Raw genomic sequence first — 17,975 nt, 5'->3', positions numbered from 1 at the left:
AGCTGATGCGGATCAGCCTTCCAGCAAGCTGCGCAGCATCCACGCGTTCTTTTCATGCAATTGCATGCGCTGTGTCAGCAAGTCGGCAGTCGGTTCATCGGCCGCAGCATCCACAGCCGGGAACATCGAACGTGCAGTACGGGTGACGGCTTCCTGTCCGGCCACCAATTGACGGATCATTTCTTCTGCGGCTGGGACGCCATCCGCTTCAGGGATGGACGACAGCTTGGCGAAATCCTTGTACGAACCCGGTGCAGGATAGCCCAGTGCACGGATACGTTCGGCGATCAGATCCACAGCCAGCGCCAGTTCGTTGTACTGACCTTCGAACATCAGGTGCAGCGTGTTGAACATCGGACCGGTGACGTTCCAGTGGAAGTTGTGTGTCTTCAGGTAGAGCGTATAAGTATCAGCCAGCAGTTTGCTGAGGCCGTCTGCAATCTTCTTGCGATCTTTGTCGTTGATGCCGATGTTGATCGCTGCCACGTTTTTCTTTGCCATTGTTTTGCTCCTTGGTGTGATGGAATGCAACATTGCGATTTTATGCCAAAACCGCAACCCCATGAATAACACTTGGGGATGATTGACTCCATCACAAGGAGTTAGTTTAAGTTGTCTTTTTTGTAATCTGCGCGCGGCGATACAACGACAGCGTCAACGCCACCGCACACAGTGCACCGATGGCGGCGAAGAGGAAGACTTCTTCGTAACCGAACTGGCCCACGATCAGGCCGGCCAGTGGCCCGGTGATACCCAGCGCCAGATCGAGGAAGACCGAATACGCCCCCAGCGCCGCGCCGCGATTGGGCGCCGGCACCAGGCCGACAGCTTCCACACCCAGTGACGGGAATACCAATGCAAAGCCGAAGCCGGCCAACGCCGCACCAACCATGGCGACTTCCGCCGAACCTGCCAGCCACAGGATGCTGAGGCCCACGGCTTCGACGGCAAAAGAAGCGATGGCGACCTTGAAGCCGCCGAAGCGGTTGATCGAATTGGCGAACAGCAGGCGCGAGCCGATGAAAAATCCGCCGAACAGCGTCAGCGAGAACGCCGCATTGGACCAGTTATGGCTGGCGTAATACAGCGTGATAAAAGTGGCAATCGCACCGAAGCCGACCGTGCCCAGCGCCAGGCCGATGCCGTAAGGCAGCACGCGATTGAGCACCAGGCGGAAGGCTAGGCGTTCGCCGCGCACCACCGGTACTGCAGGCCGGCGACGTGCAATCAGGTAACCGATCAGCGGCAGCGCCAGCGCCAGGAAGCCGATCGAAGAAAACCCGGCTACATGCTGCAAGGCCACGCCCAACGGTGCGCCGATGGCCAGTGCGCCGTAGGTGGCGATGCCGTTCCACGAGATCATGCGTGCGGTATGGGTGGCACCGATGCGGCCAATGCCCCAGATGATGGAGCCGGTGCCGGCCAGGCTTTCACCGATGCCGAGGCAGAAGCGGCTGACAAGGATCATGGACAGGCTCAGCCACGGCAACTCAGACGACCAGGCCGCCAGCACGAGGAAGACGCCGCTGGCGACGCAGGCCAGCATGCCGCGCATGACGGTTTTCTTGGGGCCGATGGTGTCGACCATGCGGCCGGCTTGTGCGCGTGTGATGAACGTGGACAGGTATTGCACGCTGATGGACAAACCGGCAATGAAAGAGCTGTAGCCCAGATCCAGATGCACATAGCCAGGCAAGACCGCCAGCGGGATACCTATGGTCATATAGGCAAGAAAAGTGAACAACACCGTCGACAGAATCTGGACGATGACTGCGGATTGCGCAGGGGGTGTGACAGGCGCGGCTTCAGGTGCAGCGGCAGGCGTGGAACGTAGAGCTTCTTCGGACATGATAGGGAGTAAGAGAGGGCAACCGGCCTCAATGCCATGTTGCAGTGCAGAATTTTACTCTTGTTGCCGCAAACCTGCTGGCGGCGCGGGATTTGGTCTGGTTCGACGAGTTTTTCGATGGAAGAATCAAGGGCGATGGCGCGCTGAGGATGACGCACCCACGTATAATCGCGGGATGCAAAATCTTCTCCACAATCTCAACGCCGAGCAGCTCGCCGCCGTCACCCTTCCCGCACAATCTGCATTGATTCTGGCCGGCGCCGGATCAGGCAAGACGCGCGTACTGACGACGCGCATTGCATGGCTGATCCAGACCGGGCAAGTATCGCCGTCGGGCATCCTGGCGGTGACCTTCACCAACAAGGCCGCCAAGGAAATGCTCACGCGTCTGTCGGCGATGATGCCGATCAATACGCGCGGCATGTGGATCGGCACCTTCCACGGCTTGTGTAATCGCCTGCTGCGTGCGCATCACCGCGACGCCGCCTTGCCGCAGACGTTTCAGATTCTCGATTCGCAGGATCAGTTGTCCGCCATCAAGCGCCTGCTCAAGCAGATGAACGTGGACGACGAGAAATATCCGCCGCGCAATCTGATGTATTTCATCAACGGCGCCAAGGACCAGGGTCTGCGTGCCAAAGATGTGGACGCGCATGATGACTACAATCGCAAGTTCGTCGAACTGTACGACCTCTACGATCAGCAATGCCAGCGCGAAGGCGTGGTCGATTTTGCCGAACTGCTGCTGCGCACGTACGAGCTGCTGTCGCGCAACCAGCCGTTGCGCGAGCATTACCAGCGCCGTTTCCGCCACGTGCTGGTGGACGAGTTTCAGGATACCAACGACTTGCAATACAAATGGCTCAAGCTGATGTCTGGCCAGGGGCAGGTCGACAGCGGCGCCGTGTTTGCAGTGGGCGACGACGACCAGAGCATCTATGCCTTCCGCGGCGCCAACGTCGGCAACATGACGGCCTTCGAGCGCGAGTTTCGCGTACAGAATCTGATCAAGCTGGAGCAAAACTATCGCTCGCACGGTCACATCCTCGACGCCGCCAACATCCTGATCGCCAACAACAGCAAACGTCTCGGCAAGAACCTGCGTACCGACGCCGGTCATGGCGAACAGGTGCGTATCTTCGAAGCCAGCAGCGATCTGCAGGAAGCGCAATGGATCATCGAGCAGGTCAAGAACCTCATCGCCGAAGGCTGGTCGCGTAGCGAGATCGCCTTGCTGTATCGCTCCAATGCGCAGTCGCGCGTGCTGGAACATGCCTTGTTTTCATCGGCGATTCCCTATCGCGTGTACGGCGGCCAGCGCTTCTTCGAGCGCGCTGAAATCAAGCATGCGATTGCTTATTTGCAGTTGATGGACAACCTGCACAACGACTCGGCTTTCCTGCGCGTGGTCAACTTTCCGACCCGCGGCATCGGCGCCAAGGCGCTGGAGCAATTGCAGGACGCCGCACGTCAGTACAACTGCTCGCTGTATGCGGCTGTGCCGTATGTTGCCGGCAAGGCTGGTTCTTCGTTGAACGGTTTCATCAAGCTGATCGAAGGTGCACGTTTTGAAACACAGAATCTGCCTCTGCAGGAAATGGTACAGGTGGTGCTCGACGCCAGCGGCCTGATCACGCATTACCAGAACGAAAAAGAAGGCGCCGACCGTATCGAAAACCTGGAGCAGCTCGTCAGCGCCGCGACCCTGTTTGTGTCGGAAGAAGGCTATGGCCTGGATGCACCAGCCTTCCTTGGTCCGCAGGCGCAAGCCGTTGCGGGAACGTCCATTACCACTGCCGACGGCATTGAGATCATTGATGCAGATGCGTCACTGACGACGATCATGTCGCCGCTGTCGGCTTTCCTCTCGCATGCCTCGCTGGAAGCCGGCGACAACCAGGCGCAGGCCGGGCAGGACGCCTTGCAGCTGATGACGGTGCACTCGGCCAAGGGCTTGGAGTTTGATGCGGTGTTCATCACCGGTCTGGAAGAGGGCTTGTTCCCGCATGAGAACAGCGCCAAGGAAGAGGGCGGCGTGGAAGAAGAGCGACGCCTGATGTATGTCGCGATCACGCGCGCGCGCAAGCGCTTGTACATGAGCTTTTCGCAGACCCGGATGTTGCACGGCCAGACGCGTTACAACATGCGCTCACGCTTTTTTGATGAGCTGCCGGATGAGTCGATCAAGTGGCTGTCGCCGAAGATTCAGCAGCAACAGCATAGCTGGTTTGCGCAGCCGAAGTCAGCCTGGGATGCGGCGCCGGAGTCGGGCAACAACAAGATTGCGCAGAATTTTTCGCGGCCGGACTCGGGGTGGAGGATTGGGCAGAACGTGGCGCATGCCAAGTTTGGCGAGGGTGTGATTGTCAATATTGAAGGCGGTGGCGGGAGTACGCGGGCGCATATCAACTTTGGCAAGTTTGGGATGAAGTTGTTGGATTTGAGTGTGGCTAAGTTGGATAAGGTGGGGTGAGGTTGTTCCGACTTCTGTTTGTCGGTAGCTTCGATTGCTTTTTCTTCGGACGACCAAGCCGGGGGTAGCCCGGCAGCTACTCACTTTTCTTGCTTCGCCAAGAAAAGTAAGCAAAAGAAGGCGACCGCAAGTTCGCAGCCCCTTCGGGGTACCCGGCGTCGTCAGGCACAAATCGGGAAGGGAAACAAACTCGCTGCGCTCAGACAAGTTTCCCTTCTTTATCCGATTTGCACCTGCCGCCACCGGCTGCTCGCAAGCGGGAATTCCAGACTGGCTCGCTGCGCATCGCCAGGGGACGGAGGTGGCTTGATGGTCGTCATTCTTCGCGACTTCCGATGCGGAGACAATTGCGACGCCGAAGGCGAGCCAGTTTGGCCGTTCCGCTTGGAGCCAGCCGGTGATGCGATGCGAAAAATGGAAAAAGAAGGGAAACTTGTCTGAGCGAAGCGAGTTTGTTTCCCTTCCCATTTTTTGCATCGCATCACCGGGAAGTCCGAAGGACCTGGATCCCGCGGTCGCTTTTCTTTGCTTACTTTCTTTGGCGAGACAAAGAAAGTGAGTAGCTGCCGGGCTACCCCCGGCGAAGGGTTGATCGAAGAAAGAACAGCATTCATCAACGCACTGCAAGCAAGTCGGAACAAAAAAAGCAGCCATCGCGCTCAGCGATTAACCAACTCCTGCACCTCATCCCAAGTAGCCGCATAGGCCCCCGCCCGCGCCGCCGACAACGCAGCCGCCGCAGCAGCACACTGCAAATGCTGAATCACCGGCGCATCCGCCTGACGCAAAATGCTCGCAATCCATCCGCCCATCGACGCATCGCCACAACCCACGGTATCAATCACATCAACCCGATAAGCCGGTTGCTCAACAACGCTCTCACCCTTGATCCACGACAGGCCATCCGCGCCACGTGTGAACAGGATTTCGGCTTGCGGGGCCAACGCTTTCAGCGTTGCCATCGGCTGCGCATCGCCAGGGAACAGCTTCTCCAGATCCTCATCCGACACCTTTACGTAATGCGACAACACCAACAGCTTGCGCATCAAGACGTGATATTCAGGCTGATCCATCAGCTTGCGCCAGTTGGGATCGAAGGCGATACGCTTGCCGCGCTGAGCACCTTCCGTGGCAATCGCCAGCAGCCGTGAGGCCAGCGGTTCGCGGGTCAGGCTGATGCAGCCGAAGTGCAAGACGCGCGCGTCGTCCATCCAGCCGGCAGGCAATTTGGCCGGATCGAAATGCAGGTCGGCACTGTCGTCACCGACGAAGAAATAATTCGGCGGCGTGGTTGATGTCACCATCGCCAGCAGCGGCGATTTGTCGACTTGCTGCAGGTAGCGCATGTCGAGGCCGGCTTCGTGCGTGAGCACGCGCAATTCCTCGCCAAAGACGTCGCTGCTGATACTGCCGGCATAACCGGTCGCGACACCGAGGCGTGCGCCGACGCGTGCAACGTTCCAGCAGGCGCCGCCGGGCAAAGCGCGCCACTCGCCGTCGGGTTGGCGAATGAAATCGGTCAGGGCTTCGCCGAAGACGACGAATTCGATAGGGTGGGGCATGGGTGTCTCCGCGTTGCTAATGCGCTGATTTTGAAAATTCTTGTTGTGACTGCGTTAAAACTCAATCGTCTTGCAGCGCAAACTGCGCGCAGTATTCATCCGTTACCAGTCCGGTCAGCCAGCCGCCACGTAAGGCTGCTCGCACGGCTTCGGACTTCTTGCGGCCACCGGCCAGGGCGATTACCGGCTTGGCCGGCGGCGTACTCAGCGGCGGGGTGGTGATGCGCGCCGCCAGCGGCGAACGCAGCATTTTTCCTTCTGCATCGAAGGCGTGGCAAATCAACTCGCCGACCGCACCTTGCTGCTGCAGTTGTGCGACTTCGTCGTCGTCGATAAAGCCGTCTTCATGCATCGCGCCTTGCAAGGCAATGGTACCGATGCCGAGGAAGGTGACATCGGCTTTTTGCGCGAGGCCGGTGACGATCTGATAGGCGCGGTGATTGCACCATTGCTTGCGATCAGCTTCGTTCTCGGCCACCCGTGGGGCGGGCAGCAGATAGAAGCGGCTTTGCATTTTTTCTGCTGCCAGCAGGGCGACGTCGTAGCGATTGGCGGAGCCGTCCGAGGCGAAGGCGCCGATCATGGAGACGATCTGGTGCTGGGGTCTCTCCATTTCACCGATTTTTTCGATGGCGGCTTTCAGCGTGCGGCCGGAGCCGACATTGACGATCAGCGGCGCTTCCTGGCGCAGGTATTGTTCCATCAGCTCGGCGCCGGCCACGGCGAGCATTTGCTGCGTGCCTTGCGCATCATCGCCGGCCGGCTCGTCAGCAACGGCGCTCGGCACCACGCGGCACACTTCCAGACCGTAACGCTGCTGCAGGCCCTGCGCCAATTCCAGGCAAGACGAAATCGGATGCGTGATCTGCACCTTCACCAGATTCGATGCGCCGGCATAGGCCACCATGCGCTGCGCCATCTGGCGCGAAATGCCGAGACGTTCCGCGATCTCGTTCTGCGTATTGCCGGCGACGTAGTACATCCACGCGGCGCGCGCCGCCAGATCGAGTTTGGATGAGCTGGATGACATCGATTTTCCTTGTGATGAACCTGCTGTCGTCCCCTCCATGCAATTCCATGGATGACAGTTCAGGCGATCCGGCATTGTACGGAGTTGGCCGACGCTGTGGTTCGCGGTGATTGTGGCCGACGACATCGCATTATTATCAAAATTGAACATTTGCTCAAGAAAAATGCAAATGCTTGACTTTCGATCGCCAATGTTTGATTATTTGCTCGCAAACAGATTTTTTGCTCAATAACTACATCGAGGCAAAGACGGCCCTTTCCGGACGTTCTTCAGCCCGCACACAATTGGAGACAAGCATGAAACTTCGCGCCCCCGTCGCACGTGTCAGTACACGCATTGCTGCCGCTATTGCAATGCTCGGTTCTGTCGGCATCGCCGCCATTGCATCCGCCGAGCCGGTCACACTGAACATCGCATCCATCAATAACCCCGACATGATCGAGCTGCAAAAGCTGTCGCCGCAGTTCGAAAAAGCCAATCCCGACATCAAACTGCGCTGGGTCACGATGGAAGAGAGCGTTCTGCGCCAGCGTCTGACCACCGATATCGCCACCAACAGCGGGCAGTTCGACCTGATGACCATCGGTGCGTATGAGGCGCCGATCTGGGCCAAGAAAGGCTGGCTGGCGCCGATGACCGGCCTGCCTGCCGACTACGACGAAGCCGATCTGATCAAGACCGTGCGTGAAGGCCTGACGACCGACGGCAAGCTGTATGCACTGCCGTTCTATGCGGAAAGCTCGATGACCTACTACCGCAAGGATCTGTTCGCGCAAAAGAATCTGAAGATGCCTGAGAAGCCGACCTGGGAAGAGATCGGCAAGCTGGCTTCGCAGCTGCATGATCCCGCCAAGGGCGTCTATGGCATCTGCTTGCGCGGCCGCGCCGGCTGGGGCGAAAACATGGCGCTGGTCGGCACCATGGTCAACGCTTACGGCGGCCGCTGGTTCGATGAAAAATGGCAGCCGCAGCTCGACACGCCGGAATGGAAGCAGGCCGTCAATTTCTACGTGGATCTGATGCGCAAATACGGTCCGCCGGGTGCAAGCTCAAACGGCTTCAATGAAAACCTCGTGCTGTTTTCGGGTGGTAAATGCGGCATGTGGGTAGATGCGACGGTCGCTGCCGGCATGCTGTATCACGGCAAGGATTCCAAGGTGTCGGACAAGACTGCGTTTGCACCGGCGCCGATGGCGACCACCGACAAGGGTTCGCATTGGCTGTGGATCTGGTCGCTGGCAGTACCGAAATCCTCCAAGTCGCAAGAAGCCGCCAAGAAGTTTGCGGCCTGGGCCACTTCCAAGGAATACATCAATCTGGTTGCCAAGGACAGCGGCTGGGCATTGGTGCCGCCGGGTACCCGTACATCGACCTACGCTTCTGCCGATTACAAAAAGTCGTCGCCGTTCTCTGACTTTGTTCTCGATGCAATCCAGAATGCGGACGCCAACAATCCGACCGTGAAGCCGGTGCCCTACACCGGTATCCAGTTCGCCACGATTCCTGAGTTCCAATCCATCGGCACGATTACCGGCCAGGCCATTGCCGGTGCGCTGGCGGGCAAGGGTACTGCGGATGCGGCGCTGAAGACGGCGCAGGCGCAAACTGTACGCATGATGAAGCAGGGGCGTTACATCAAGTAATGTCGACTTGCGCTCGCCCGGCTTGATGCCGGGCGGCGCATGAAACCGTTTTACCGAATTCCGCCGGATTGTCGTCAAGATGCCGGTCCGAACCTGATTGCATCGAGGCCGCCATGTCGTCGATATCGAATACTTCTCCAATGCCCCCTGAAGCTAGCGCTTCACCTTCATCCACACAGAAATCCCGTCGCGGAAAACGCGCGGGAGGCGAACGTTTTCTGCCGATCCGTCTACTGCAAACACCTGCCGTGGCTTTGCTGTTCCTGTGGATGATCGTGCCGCTGGCGATGACGGTGTACTTCTCGTTCAATCGCTACAACCTGATGGCGCCTGACCAGACCGGCTTCGTCGGACTGGAGAACTACCGGTTTTTGCTGGAGGATCCCGCCTTCTGGCCATCGATCGCCAACACTGCTTTGCTGATCGGCTCCGTACTGGGCGTCAGCGTCGTCGTCGGCACCTTACTGGCGGTGCTGTTCGATCAGCCGTTCCGTGGACGCGGTATCGCACGCCTGCTCGTGATCGGTCCTTTCTTTGTGATGCCGACCGTCGCCGCGCTGATCTGGAAGAACATGATCATGCATCCGGTCTACGGCATGCTGGCCTTCGTCATGCGCCACCTCGGCATGGAGCCGATCGACTGGCTGGCTGAATATCCGATGCTGTCGGTGATCATCATCGTGTCGTGGCAGTGGATACCGTTCGCTTTTCTGATTCTGCTGACTGCCTTGCAATCGCTCGACGGTGACCAGAAAGAGGCTGCTCAGCTGGATGGCGCCGGGCCGATCCGTATCTTTTTCTACATCGTGCTGCCGCATCTCAAGCGCGCGATCACCGTGGTCATCATGATCGAGACCATTTTTCTGTTGTCGGTATTTGCTGAAATCTTCACCACCACGGCAGGCGGCCCCGGCACAGAAACCACGAATCTGACCTACCTCGTGTACTCCATCGGCTTACAGCAATTCGATATCGGCATCGCCTCGGCCGGCGGCATCTTCGCGGTCGTGCTGGCGAACATCGTGTCGTTCTTCCTGGTGCGCATGCTGGCGAAAAATCTGAAGGGAGCGAACGAAAAATGAACGAGACAAAAAAGAGCCCGCTCTGGGTGGGGCTGTTGGCATGGACTTGCGCCATCGTGCTGTTCTTTCCGATTTTCTGGGTTGCCGTCACGGCGTTCAAGACGGAGCATCAGGCCTACATGCCGAGCCTGATTTTCATGCCGACGCTCGATACCTTCCGCGAAGTCTTCGAGCGCAGCAACTACCTGTCCTTCGTCAAGAATTCCATGATCGTGTCGCTTGGATCGACTTTTCTGGCGCTGCTGATCGCGGTGCCGGCGGCGTATTCGATGGCGTTCTTCCCGACTGGTCGCACGCAAAAATTGTTGTTGTGGATGCTGTCGACCAAGATGATGCCTGCCGTCGGTGTACTGGTGCCGATCTATCTGCTGGCAAAGAACAGCGGCGTGCTCGACTCCGTGACCGGACTGACCCTGATCTACACGTTGATCAACCTGCCGATCGCGGTGTGGATGGCGTTCACCTACTTCAATGATGTGCCGAAAGAAATTCTCGAAGCTGCGCGCATTGATGGCGCCAACGCCTGGCAAGAGATGATCTATCTCTTGCTGCCGACCGCCATGCCGGGGCTCGCCTCGACGGCCTTGCTGCTCATCATCCTGTCGTGGAACGAAGCCTTCTGGAGTCTCAACCTGACCAGCGTCGACGCCGCCCCGCTGACGGTGTTCATCGCGTCGTACTCCAATCCGGAGGGCCTGTTCTGGGCCAAGCTGTCGGCGGCGTCGCTGCTGGCGATCGCTCCCATCATGGCGCTCGGCTGGCTGGCGCAGAAACAACTGGTACGCGGCCTGACCTTCGGCGCCGTGAAGTAATGAAAGAACACATGACATCAAGAATCACGCATCTGGTGTGCGACTGCGACGGCGTGTTGCTCGACAGTGAAAGCATCGCTTTGCGCGTGCTGCATGAGCATCTGCTGCCGCTGCTCAAAGATCCGTTGGACGGCGACAAGCTGCACCACGCGATTGCTTCCCGGCTCGGCATGTTTACCGAATTGCTGCTCGACGAACTGGATGTGGAATTCGGCTTTGGTCTGAACGCTGCGCAATATGCCGATATCAACACTGCCGTCGGCATCGCCTGCGGCGACGAAGTGCAACTGGTGCCCGGCATCGCCGAGGCTTTACAGGCAATTGATCTGCCCAAAGCCGTCGCCAGCAACAGCAGCAGTGATCGCATCGTACAAGGGCTGCGCCGCTGCGGTTTGTTGAGCATGTTTGAGGGGCATATCCATAGCGCACATGATGTCGGCCGTCCCAAGCCGGCGCCGCATGTTTATCTCGCGGCGGCGGAGGGGTACAGGATCGCTCCACAGCAGTGTGTCGCCGTTGACGACAGTATCACCGGCGTGCGTGCGGCCAGTAGTGCCGGCATGCGGGTACTGGGCTTTACCGGTGTGGCACACGATAAAGACGGCATGCATCAGAAGCTGCTCGCTGCCGGCGCTGAACTGGTGTTCGACGACATGCGTGAGTTACCGGCCTTAATTGCGGGACTGCTGGCAGAAGACGCGGCCTGAAAGCATCGCCTGAACAAGCTGCAGCAACAGCCATAAAAACATCGTCGCATCGTCGCCATCGTCATCGCCGGCAATCAATAGCGATCACTGGCAATCGTCGCGACGAGATCATTGAGACACAGAGAAACAAGGAGACTTCCATGGCAGCCGTCACTATCCGTAACCTCGCCAAGCGCTATGACGACACTGAGGTCATGCGCGACATCAATCTCGACATCGACGATGGCGAGTTCGTCGTTTTTGTCGGCCCGTCCGGCTGTGGCAAGTCGACCTTGCTGCGCATGATCGCCGGTCTGGAAGACATCAGCGCCGGTGAACTCAACATTGGCGAGCGCCGCATGAACGACGTACCTGCATCCAAGCGCGGTATCGCCATGGTGTTCCAGTCTTATGCCCTGTATCCGCACATGACGCTGTACGACAACATGGCGTTCGGCCTAAAGATCGCCGGCAAGTCCAAGAGTGAGATCGATAGCGCTGTGCAGCATGCTGCTAGGATCCTGCATATCGATCATCTGCTTGATCGCAAGCCGCGCGCCTTGTCCGGCGGGCAGCGTCAACGTGTCGCCATTGGGCGTGCGATTACGCGCCAGCCGAGTGTGTTCCTGTTCGATGAGCCTTTGTCGAATCTCGATGCCGCCTTGCGCGTGAAGATGCGCCTGGAGTTCTCCAAGCTGCATGATGATCTCAAGACCACCATGATTTACGTTACGCACGATCAGATCGAAGCGATGACGCTGGCCGACAAGATCGTGGTGCTCTCGGCGGGACGCATCGAGCAGGTGGGGACGCCGCAGCAGTTGTATCACCATCCGGCCAATCGTTTCGTCGCGGGTTTCATCGGCTCACCGAAGATGAATTTCATTGATGGCGTGGTCGCGTCTCTGAGCGACGCAGGCGTGCAAGTTCATCTGCCCGGCGGTGGACAGCAGCTGGCCGCTGTCGAGGCCGGCACGCTGAAGGTCGGCGACAAGGTCGCGTTAGGTATCCGTCCGGAACATTTACACATCGTCACCGACAAGCCCATGTTGCAGGCGCACTTCGCAGCGATGGAATTACTGGGTGATTTCTCCTATCTGTACGCTGCCAGCGAAGCATCGGAAGAGCCCCTGATTCTTCGCGTGCCCGACAGCATGAAGATCGCTTCCGGCAGCATGATCGGTATTGGCGCCGACGCCAGCCGCTGCCACCTGTTCCGTCAAGATGGCAGTGCGGTGCCGCGTCTTGAAGTGCATGCGGCTGCGGTGCATTGAAGCGCGGATACGCATGTAGTGAATAGAGGACAAGCAGCACAGCAATAGAGTCATAGCGCAATAGAGGACAACATGACGAATCGCGATTCAAAAAACGACCTGGTCTGGCTGCATATCGGCGCCGGATCTTTTCACCGGGCGCATCAGGCAGTCTATCTGCATCGTCTGCGTGAGCGCGGTAATGATGAAGACCGCCGCTGGCAACTGGCATTGGCCAATATCCGGTCCGATATGGCGCCGCTGCTGCAGGAACTGCAAAAAAATGAAGGCAGCTACACGCTTGAGACGGTGACCCCACAGGGGCAGCGCGCCTACGAAACAATTCGGGCGATCCGCGATATCGTGCCTTGGGACGGGCAATTGAAGAGCCTCGTAAAAGCCGGTGCTGCGCCGCGTACCCGTGTGATTTCCTTTACGGTCACTGAAGGCGGTTATTACCTGGATCATGTGCATCAGCTGGATGTGCATCAGCCTGATCTGGCCGCCGATCTCGCGGGCGATCGCCGCACGATCTATGGCGCCGTTACGGCAATATTGCAGGCGCGTTACAACGACAACGCCGGTGGCGTGACGCTGCTTAATTGCGACAATTTGCGTCACAACGGCGAACGTTTCTTCAGCGGTCTGCAGCAGTTCCTGGCGCTACGCGGCCACCTTCAGTTGCTGGAATGGGTGCGCAGCAACGTCACCAGCCCGAATTCCATGGTTGACCGTATCACGCCGCGTCCCACCGATGCCGTGCGCCAGCGCGTCAGGGACGCGACCGGCGTTGACGATCCCTGCGCGTTGATGGCGGAGTCCTTCATTCAATGGGTGATCGAGGATGATTTCAAAGCCGGCCGCCCGGCACTCGAAAAAGTCGGCGTGGAAATGGTCGCGTCGGTCTTGCCCTACGAAGAAGCCAAGATTCGCATCCTCAATGCCAGCCACAGCTGCATCGCCTGGGCAGGTACATTGATCGGTCTTAACTATATTCACGAAGGCACTGCGCATGAAGACATTCATCGCATGGCCTACGACTACATCACGCAAGATGTCATTCCCAGTCTGACGCCCAGCCCGCTTGATCTGGAAGCTTATCGCGACACGACGCTGGCGCGTTTCGGCAATCCGGCGATTCAGGACACGAATCAGCGTGTGGCCGCAGATGGCTTTTCCAAGATCCCGGGCTTTATCCGGCCGACCATCAGCGACAGTTTTGCGCGCGGGCACCAGCCGCGCGCAACGGCGCTGCTGCCGGCCTTGTTCTTCGTTTTCCTGCAGCGCTGGAAGCAGGGCGGCCTGAGTTACGAATATCAGGACGGCGTATTTGACCCTGCAACGGTGCGCACCATGCTGGACGCTGCCGATCCATTGCGTGCGTACTGCGCCGATGCGCTGCTATGGGGCGATCTGGCCGGTACGACGCCGCTGGAGCGCCTGCTGCGCGAAGCGGTAACCAATATCAATGGCTGGTTGGCGGCTTCGACTAAAATGTCCGCATAAATACCTGTTCGCCGAATCATCTGGTAGCTGATGGTAGCTGATGAAGATGGAGGGCGAACAAGGACAAATGAGAATTCAACGAGGAGCACCATGTATCTGGGGATAGACCTTGGTACGTCGGAAGTCAAAGCGGTCGTCATCGATGCCGAAGGCAAGTTGCTGGCGCTGGCCGGCACGCCGTTGACGGTATCTCGTCCTCACCCGCGCTGGTCGGAGCAGGATCCGCAGCAATGGTGGCAAGCGACTTGCGACACCGTCGCCAAGCTGCGAGTGCAGATCGGGCCGGACCATTTCAGGAAGGTCCGCGCAATCGGCTTGTCGGGGCAGATGCATGGCGCTGTGCTGTTGGACGCGCGCGACCAGGTGTTGCGGCCGGCAATTCTGTGGAGCGATTCACGCAGCACTGAAGAATGTGCGGAACTGACACGGCGTGCCCCTGATTTGCATGAGGTGGCGGGCAATCTGGCGATGCCGGGATTCACCGCGCCCAAACTGCTATGGGTAGCGCGGCACGAACCGCAGTTGTTTGCGCAGGTAGCTTGTGTGCTGTTGCCCAAGGACTGGCTGCGCCTGCAAATGACGGGGCAAAAAATTTCTGATCCGTCCGATGCGGCCGGCACACTCTGGCTCGACGTGGCACGGCGTGACTGGTCCGATGCCTTGCTCGCGGCCGGAGGCATGCATCGCGGGCAGATGCCTGCCTTGGTCGACGGCAGCCGTGCGGCAGGTTTTTTATTGCCTGCATTGGCACAGGCATGGGGCTTGTCGCCGGAGGTCAAGGTGGCCGGTGGCGCCGGCGATGGTGCTGCGAGCGCGGTGGGCATTGGCGCAGTCAATCCCGGAGATGGTTTCCTCTCGCTCGGCACCTCGGGTGTGCTGTTTGTGGTCAACGACAAATTTCGTCCCAATCCTGCCCGTGCGATTCACGCGTTTTGCCATACTCTGCCGCAACGCTGGCATCAGATGAGCGTGATGTTGTCGGCGGCAAGCTGCCTGCGCTGGTTCTGCCGCTTGTGCAGCGTCGATGAAAACACCCTGCTCGAAGAAGTCGCCTTGATGGATGACGAAGCCTTGGCCAACGCGCCTTTGTTTCTGCCGTATTTATCGGGTGAGCGTACGCCGCACAATGACCCGTATGCGCTTGGGATGTTTCATGGTCTGTCGCATGAGCATCAACGTGCCGCGTTGGCCTATGCGGTGCTGGAAGGTGTGAGCTTTGGCATGGTGGATGGCCTGGATGCCTTGCGTGCAGCCGGCACCGGCGTGCAGCAATTGTCGCTGGTCGGCGGCGGCGCGCGCAGTGGATATTGGGCGCAACTGTTGAGCGACGCGCTCAATGTCCGTATTGTCACGCACGTCGGCAGCGAAGCCGGCGGCGCTTTGGGCGCGGCGCGTCTGGCATGGCTTGCTGATGGCGGAGAGGAAGCCGTGGTCTGCCGCAAGCCCCAGCAGCAGGACAGTTTTACGCCGCGAGGGGCGCGTCACGCTGCGTTGATGCCACGCTTGCAGCGTTACCGGGATATCTACCGGCCTTGGCCGGCATTACCGTCTGCGGAAGCGGTGGCGCAATAAAAAACGGCTGGCAGCGATATGTTCGCTCCCAGCCGTTTTCTTGTACCTGCGCGCTTTGTTTGCGCTTATTTATGCTGAAACTTGAACACGGCAATCGCTTGCAGCAGGCGGCCGGTTTGTTCTTCCAGGCTGGCTGCCGCTGCGGCTGCTTGCTCTACCAGCGCGGCGTTCTGCTGCGTGCTTTCATCCATGTCGGTTACAGCCTGATGCACTTGCGTGATGCCGGCGCTTTGCTGCTGAGTGGCGACGGTGATCTCGTTCATGATGCCGGTGACGCGTTTGACCGAGTCGACGATTTCCGTCATGGTGCTGCGGGCGTCGTCCACCAGGCGATTGCCGATGTCGACCTTTTCCACCGAGTCTTCGATCAGGGTTTTGATCTCTTTCGCCGCACCTGCCGAGCGTTGCGCCAGGCTGCGCACTTCTGAGGCGACCACGGCAAAGCCACGGCCTTGTTCGCCGGCGCGTGCCGCTTCCACCGCAGCATTCAACGCCAGGATATTGGTCTGGAAGGCAATGCTGTCGATCAGGCTGATGATATCGACGATCTTCTTCGACGATGCGCTGATCTCGCTCATGGTGCTGCCGGTCTTGCCGACCACGTCGCCGCCCTTGACTGCAATCGCCGAGGCCGACGCCGCCAACTGGTTGGCCTGCAGCGCGCTGTCTGCATTCTGACGGACGGTGGTCGCCAGTTGCTCCATGCTGGATGCGGTTTCTTCCAGATTGGATGCCTGTGATTCCGTGCGATGCGACAAGTCCATGTTGCCGGTGGCGATTTCACGTGTTGCGCCGTTGATCGATTCGACGTTGGAGCGCACATCGCCGATGATGGCGGTCAGATTGATGTTCATCTGGCGCAGTGCGCGCAGCAGGCGGCCGATTTCATCGTGGCGGTCGGATTCGATATTGTTCGACAGATCACCGCCGGTGATGGCGTAAGTCGCCTTCAGCGCTGCGATCATCGGGCGCACCAATGCACTGTGCAATGCGTACCAGATATATAGCGTGAGCAAAATGGTAGCGATGCAAATACCGGTATTGAGTTTGCTGTGATCGCTGAAGAAACTCACGCAGGCGGCAACCAATTGCAGCGCCAGCATGGTGCTCATCGACAGGTTGATGCGCGTGTTGAGCTGCATCCTGCCAAGCTTGGCGATCCACCCCTTCACGCCGGTTTTCACCACAATGCCCTGCTCAATGGCGATGCCCTTGGCGTTGCCTTTGCGGATATCGGCGTAAAGTTTTTCCGCGGCGGTAACATCCTGGCGCGACGGTTTGGTGCGCACGGACATATAGCCGATGATCTGGCCTTTTTCGCGTACCGGTGTGATGTTGGCGAGAACCCAATAGTGGTCGCCGGTCTTGCGCCGGTTCTTGACCAGACCGGTCCAGGGAATGCCTTTTTTGACCGTCTTCCACATGTCGGCGAAGGCTTGTGCAGGCATGTCGGGATGGCGCACGATGTTTTGCGGCGCTCCCATCAGTTCTTCTTCGTGAAATCCGCTGACTTCGACGAAGTAGGGATTGACGTAAGTAATATTGCCCTTCAAGTCCGTTTTCGAAACAATGGATTTGCCGTCTTGTAGTGGATACTCGACATTGGTTACAGGCAGGTTCATCCGCATCTTTTTTCCCCGTGACAGAAGCGTTGTTATAGGCAGTTTGTTTGCAATAAAGAAATGTTTTCTTTTTTGCAAACATTTTACCTCGCGCTGTCGTTGCTTTCAGGAACGGATGTTTCTTCGCGCGGCGGCCTGCCAAAGATCGCAGTGTATGTCGGGTAAAAAGAGCAATACATGACGACGGTCAATATTATCGACAATGGCAGCAAAATAAATACGATGATCGTCACATTGTTGATCAGCAGTGCAACGATGGTGCTCACGGCCGCCGGCAGCAGAATACCGATCACCAGCCACGCCAGTCCGTAGAGCAGAAAGGCTTTACCGGCGCGGCGTACAGCGAAGAAGCTGTAAAACAAAGCCTTGCCCAGCGGCATGTCATGCCAGGTAATCAACGGCGCGGCGAACCAGAATGCCATTGCCGCCGGGATATAGACGACGGCTGCCAATACCATTGCCAGACTGATATTGCTGCCTTCGATGTCTTTGGGATTGAGTCCGCCGATGCCGGTCATGGCGTTCCAGAAGGTGCCGCCGTCGACCAGCGCGGATACGCCCACCGCACCGAATGCCGCGAGCAAATACAACACGCCCAGGGTAAGCAGGGTACGCAATGCCGGCGAGCGGAAACCGACCAGCAGCAGGTTTGGATAGACGCGCTTGCCCTCTTCGATGTGGCGGCAGGCTTGCATGAAAGACATCGCAAACACCGGCACCAGAATCAGCGGCAGCAACTGGCCGATGACCGGTACGATGCCCAGCGCCAGCATCAGAAACATGTAGCTCAGGAATAACGTCGATACTTCAGCAGGTTGCTTGCGAAAGAGCGCAATGCCTTCCTTGACCCATAGCCAGCCAGTTTTTGCAGGCAATTTTTCCATA

Annotated in this window: 14 protein-coding genes and 1 pseudogene; 8 read left to right on the top strand and 7 right to left on the bottom strand. The window is 58.4% G+C overall.

Translation table 11 applies throughout. The features are described from left to right. Positions 1 to 12 precede the first annotated feature (12 nt). Positions 13 to 501, bottom strand: a complete 489-nt coding sequence (locus tag hmeg3_RS21530) for a Dps family protein (RefSeq protein WP_094565564.1) — start codon at positions 499 to 501, stop codon at positions 13 to 15. Between the two features lie 106 nt (positions 502 to 607). Next, a complete protein-coding gene (locus hmeg3_RS21525) occupies positions 608 to 1,849 on the bottom strand; it encodes an MFS transporter (protein WP_094565563.1) in 1,242 nt (413 codons plus the stop codon). A 175-nt stretch (positions 1,850 to 2,024) separates the two neighbouring features. Here hmeg3_RS21525 and hmeg3_RS21520 point away from each other — a divergent pair, with 175 nt between their 5' ends. Beyond that, the gene (locus tag hmeg3_RS21520) at positions 2,025 to 4,322 is read left to right on the top strand and encodes a UvrD-helicase domain-containing protein (RefSeq protein WP_094565562.1); all 2,298 of its coding nucleotides are present in this window, start codon (positions 2,025 to 2,027) and stop codon (positions 4,320 to 4,322) included. 659 nt (positions 4,323 to 4,981) lie between these two features. On the opposite strand, the gene hmeg3_RS21515 is transcribed toward hmeg3_RS21520, so the two are convergent. Continuing rightward, complete coding sequence (locus hmeg3_RS21515) at positions 4,982 to 5,884, bottom strand: carbohydrate kinase (protein ID WP_094565561.1); 903 nt, start codon at positions 5,882 to 5,884, stop codon at positions 4,982 to 4,984. Positions 5,885 to 5,945: 61 nt separating this feature from the next. Continuing rightward, complete coding sequence (locus hmeg3_RS21510; protein ID WP_094565560.1) at positions 5,946 to 6,914, bottom strand: sugar-binding transcriptional regulator; 969 nt, start codon at positions 6,912 to 6,914, stop codon at positions 5,946 to 5,948. Positions 6,915 to 7,210: 296 nt separating this feature from the next. Here hmeg3_RS21510 and hmeg3_RS21505 point away from each other — a divergent pair, with 296 nt between their 5' ends. After that, positions 7,211 to 8,557, top strand: coding sequence for a sugar ABC transporter substrate-binding protein (locus hmeg3_RS21505; RefSeq protein WP_094565559.1), 1,347 nt, complete (start codon positions 7,211 to 7,213; stop codon positions 8,555 to 8,557). On the opposite strand, the gene hmeg3_RS24990 is transcribed toward hmeg3_RS21505, so the two are convergent. After that, positions 8,550 to 8,732 (bottom strand): hypothetical protein, encoded by a 183-nt coding sequence (locus hmeg3_RS24990; protein ID WP_198361916.1) that lies wholly within the window; start codon positions 8,730 to 8,732, stop codon positions 8,550 to 8,552. The genes hmeg3_RS21505 and hmeg3_RS24990 overlap by 8 nt on opposite strands. On the opposite strand from hmeg3_RS24990, the gene hmeg3_RS21500 reads away from it, so the two are divergent. From hmeg3_RS21500 to xylB, 6 genes and pseudogenes are all read left to right on the top strand, one after another. Continuing rightward, positions 8,671 to 9,639, top strand: a complete 969-nt coding sequence (locus hmeg3_RS21500) for a carbohydrate ABC transporter permease (RefSeq protein ID WP_094565558.1) — start codon at positions 8,671 to 8,673, stop codon at positions 9,637 to 9,639. The genes hmeg3_RS24990 and hmeg3_RS21500 overlap by 62 nt on opposite strands. Before the next feature lie 29 nt (positions 9,640 to 9,668). Next, a pseudogene (locus hmeg3_RS21495) lies at positions 9,669 to 10,451 on the top strand (carbohydrate ABC transporter permease); the annotation flags it as partial. Between the two features lie 11 nt (positions 10,452 to 10,462). Then, positions 10,463 to 11,158 carry an HAD family phosphatase gene (locus hmeg3_RS21490; protein WP_094565556.1) on the top strand — a complete coding sequence of 232 codons (696 nt, stop codon included), beginning with the start codon at positions 10,463 to 10,465 and terminating at the stop codon, positions 11,156 to 11,158. 140 nt (positions 11,159 to 11,298) lie between these two features. Continuing rightward, a complete protein-coding gene (locus hmeg3_RS21485) occupies positions 11,299 to 12,411 on the top strand; it encodes an ABC transporter ATP-binding protein (RefSeq protein ID WP_094565555.1) in 1,113 nt (370 codons plus the stop codon). Between the two features lie 72 nt (positions 12,412 to 12,483). Continuing rightward, a complete protein-coding gene (dalD, locus tag hmeg3_RS21480; protein WP_094565554.1) occupies positions 12,484 to 13,896 on the top strand; it encodes a D-arabinitol 4-dehydrogenase in 1,413 nt (470 codons plus the stop codon). A 90-nt stretch (positions 13,897 to 13,986) separates the two neighbouring features. Continuing rightward, positions 13,987 to 15,468, top strand: a complete 1,482-nt coding sequence (gene xylB, locus hmeg3_RS21475; RefSeq protein WP_094565553.1) for a xylulokinase — start codon at positions 13,987 to 13,989, stop codon at positions 15,466 to 15,468. Positions 15,469 to 15,533: 65 nt separating this feature from the next. Here xylB and hmeg3_RS21470 read toward each other — a convergent pair whose 3' ends face one another. Together hmeg3_RS21470 and hmeg3_RS21465 are read right to left on the bottom strand one after the other, a co-directional pair. Beyond that, the gene (locus tag hmeg3_RS21470) at positions 15,534 to 17,096 is read right to left on the bottom strand and encodes a PAS domain-containing methyl-accepting chemotaxis protein (RefSeq protein WP_094565552.1); all 1,563 of its coding nucleotides are present in this window, start codon (positions 17,094 to 17,096) and stop codon (positions 15,534 to 15,536) included. A 77-nt stretch (positions 17,097 to 17,173) separates the two neighbouring features. Beyond that, entirely contained in the window at positions 17,174 to 17,974 is an 801-nt protein-coding gene (locus hmeg3_RS21465) for a BPSS1780 family membrane protein (protein ID WP_094565551.1), read from the bottom strand. Position 17,975: the final 1 nt, after the last annotated feature.

Source organism: Herbaspirillum sp. meg3, assembly GCF_002257565.1.
Classification (GTDB): domain Bacteria; phylum Pseudomonadota; class Gammaproteobacteria; order Burkholderiales; family Burkholderiaceae_D; genus Herbaspirillum.
Note: the sequence above shows the minus strand (reverse complement) of the source record. Positions and strands in the feature narration are given on the sequence as shown.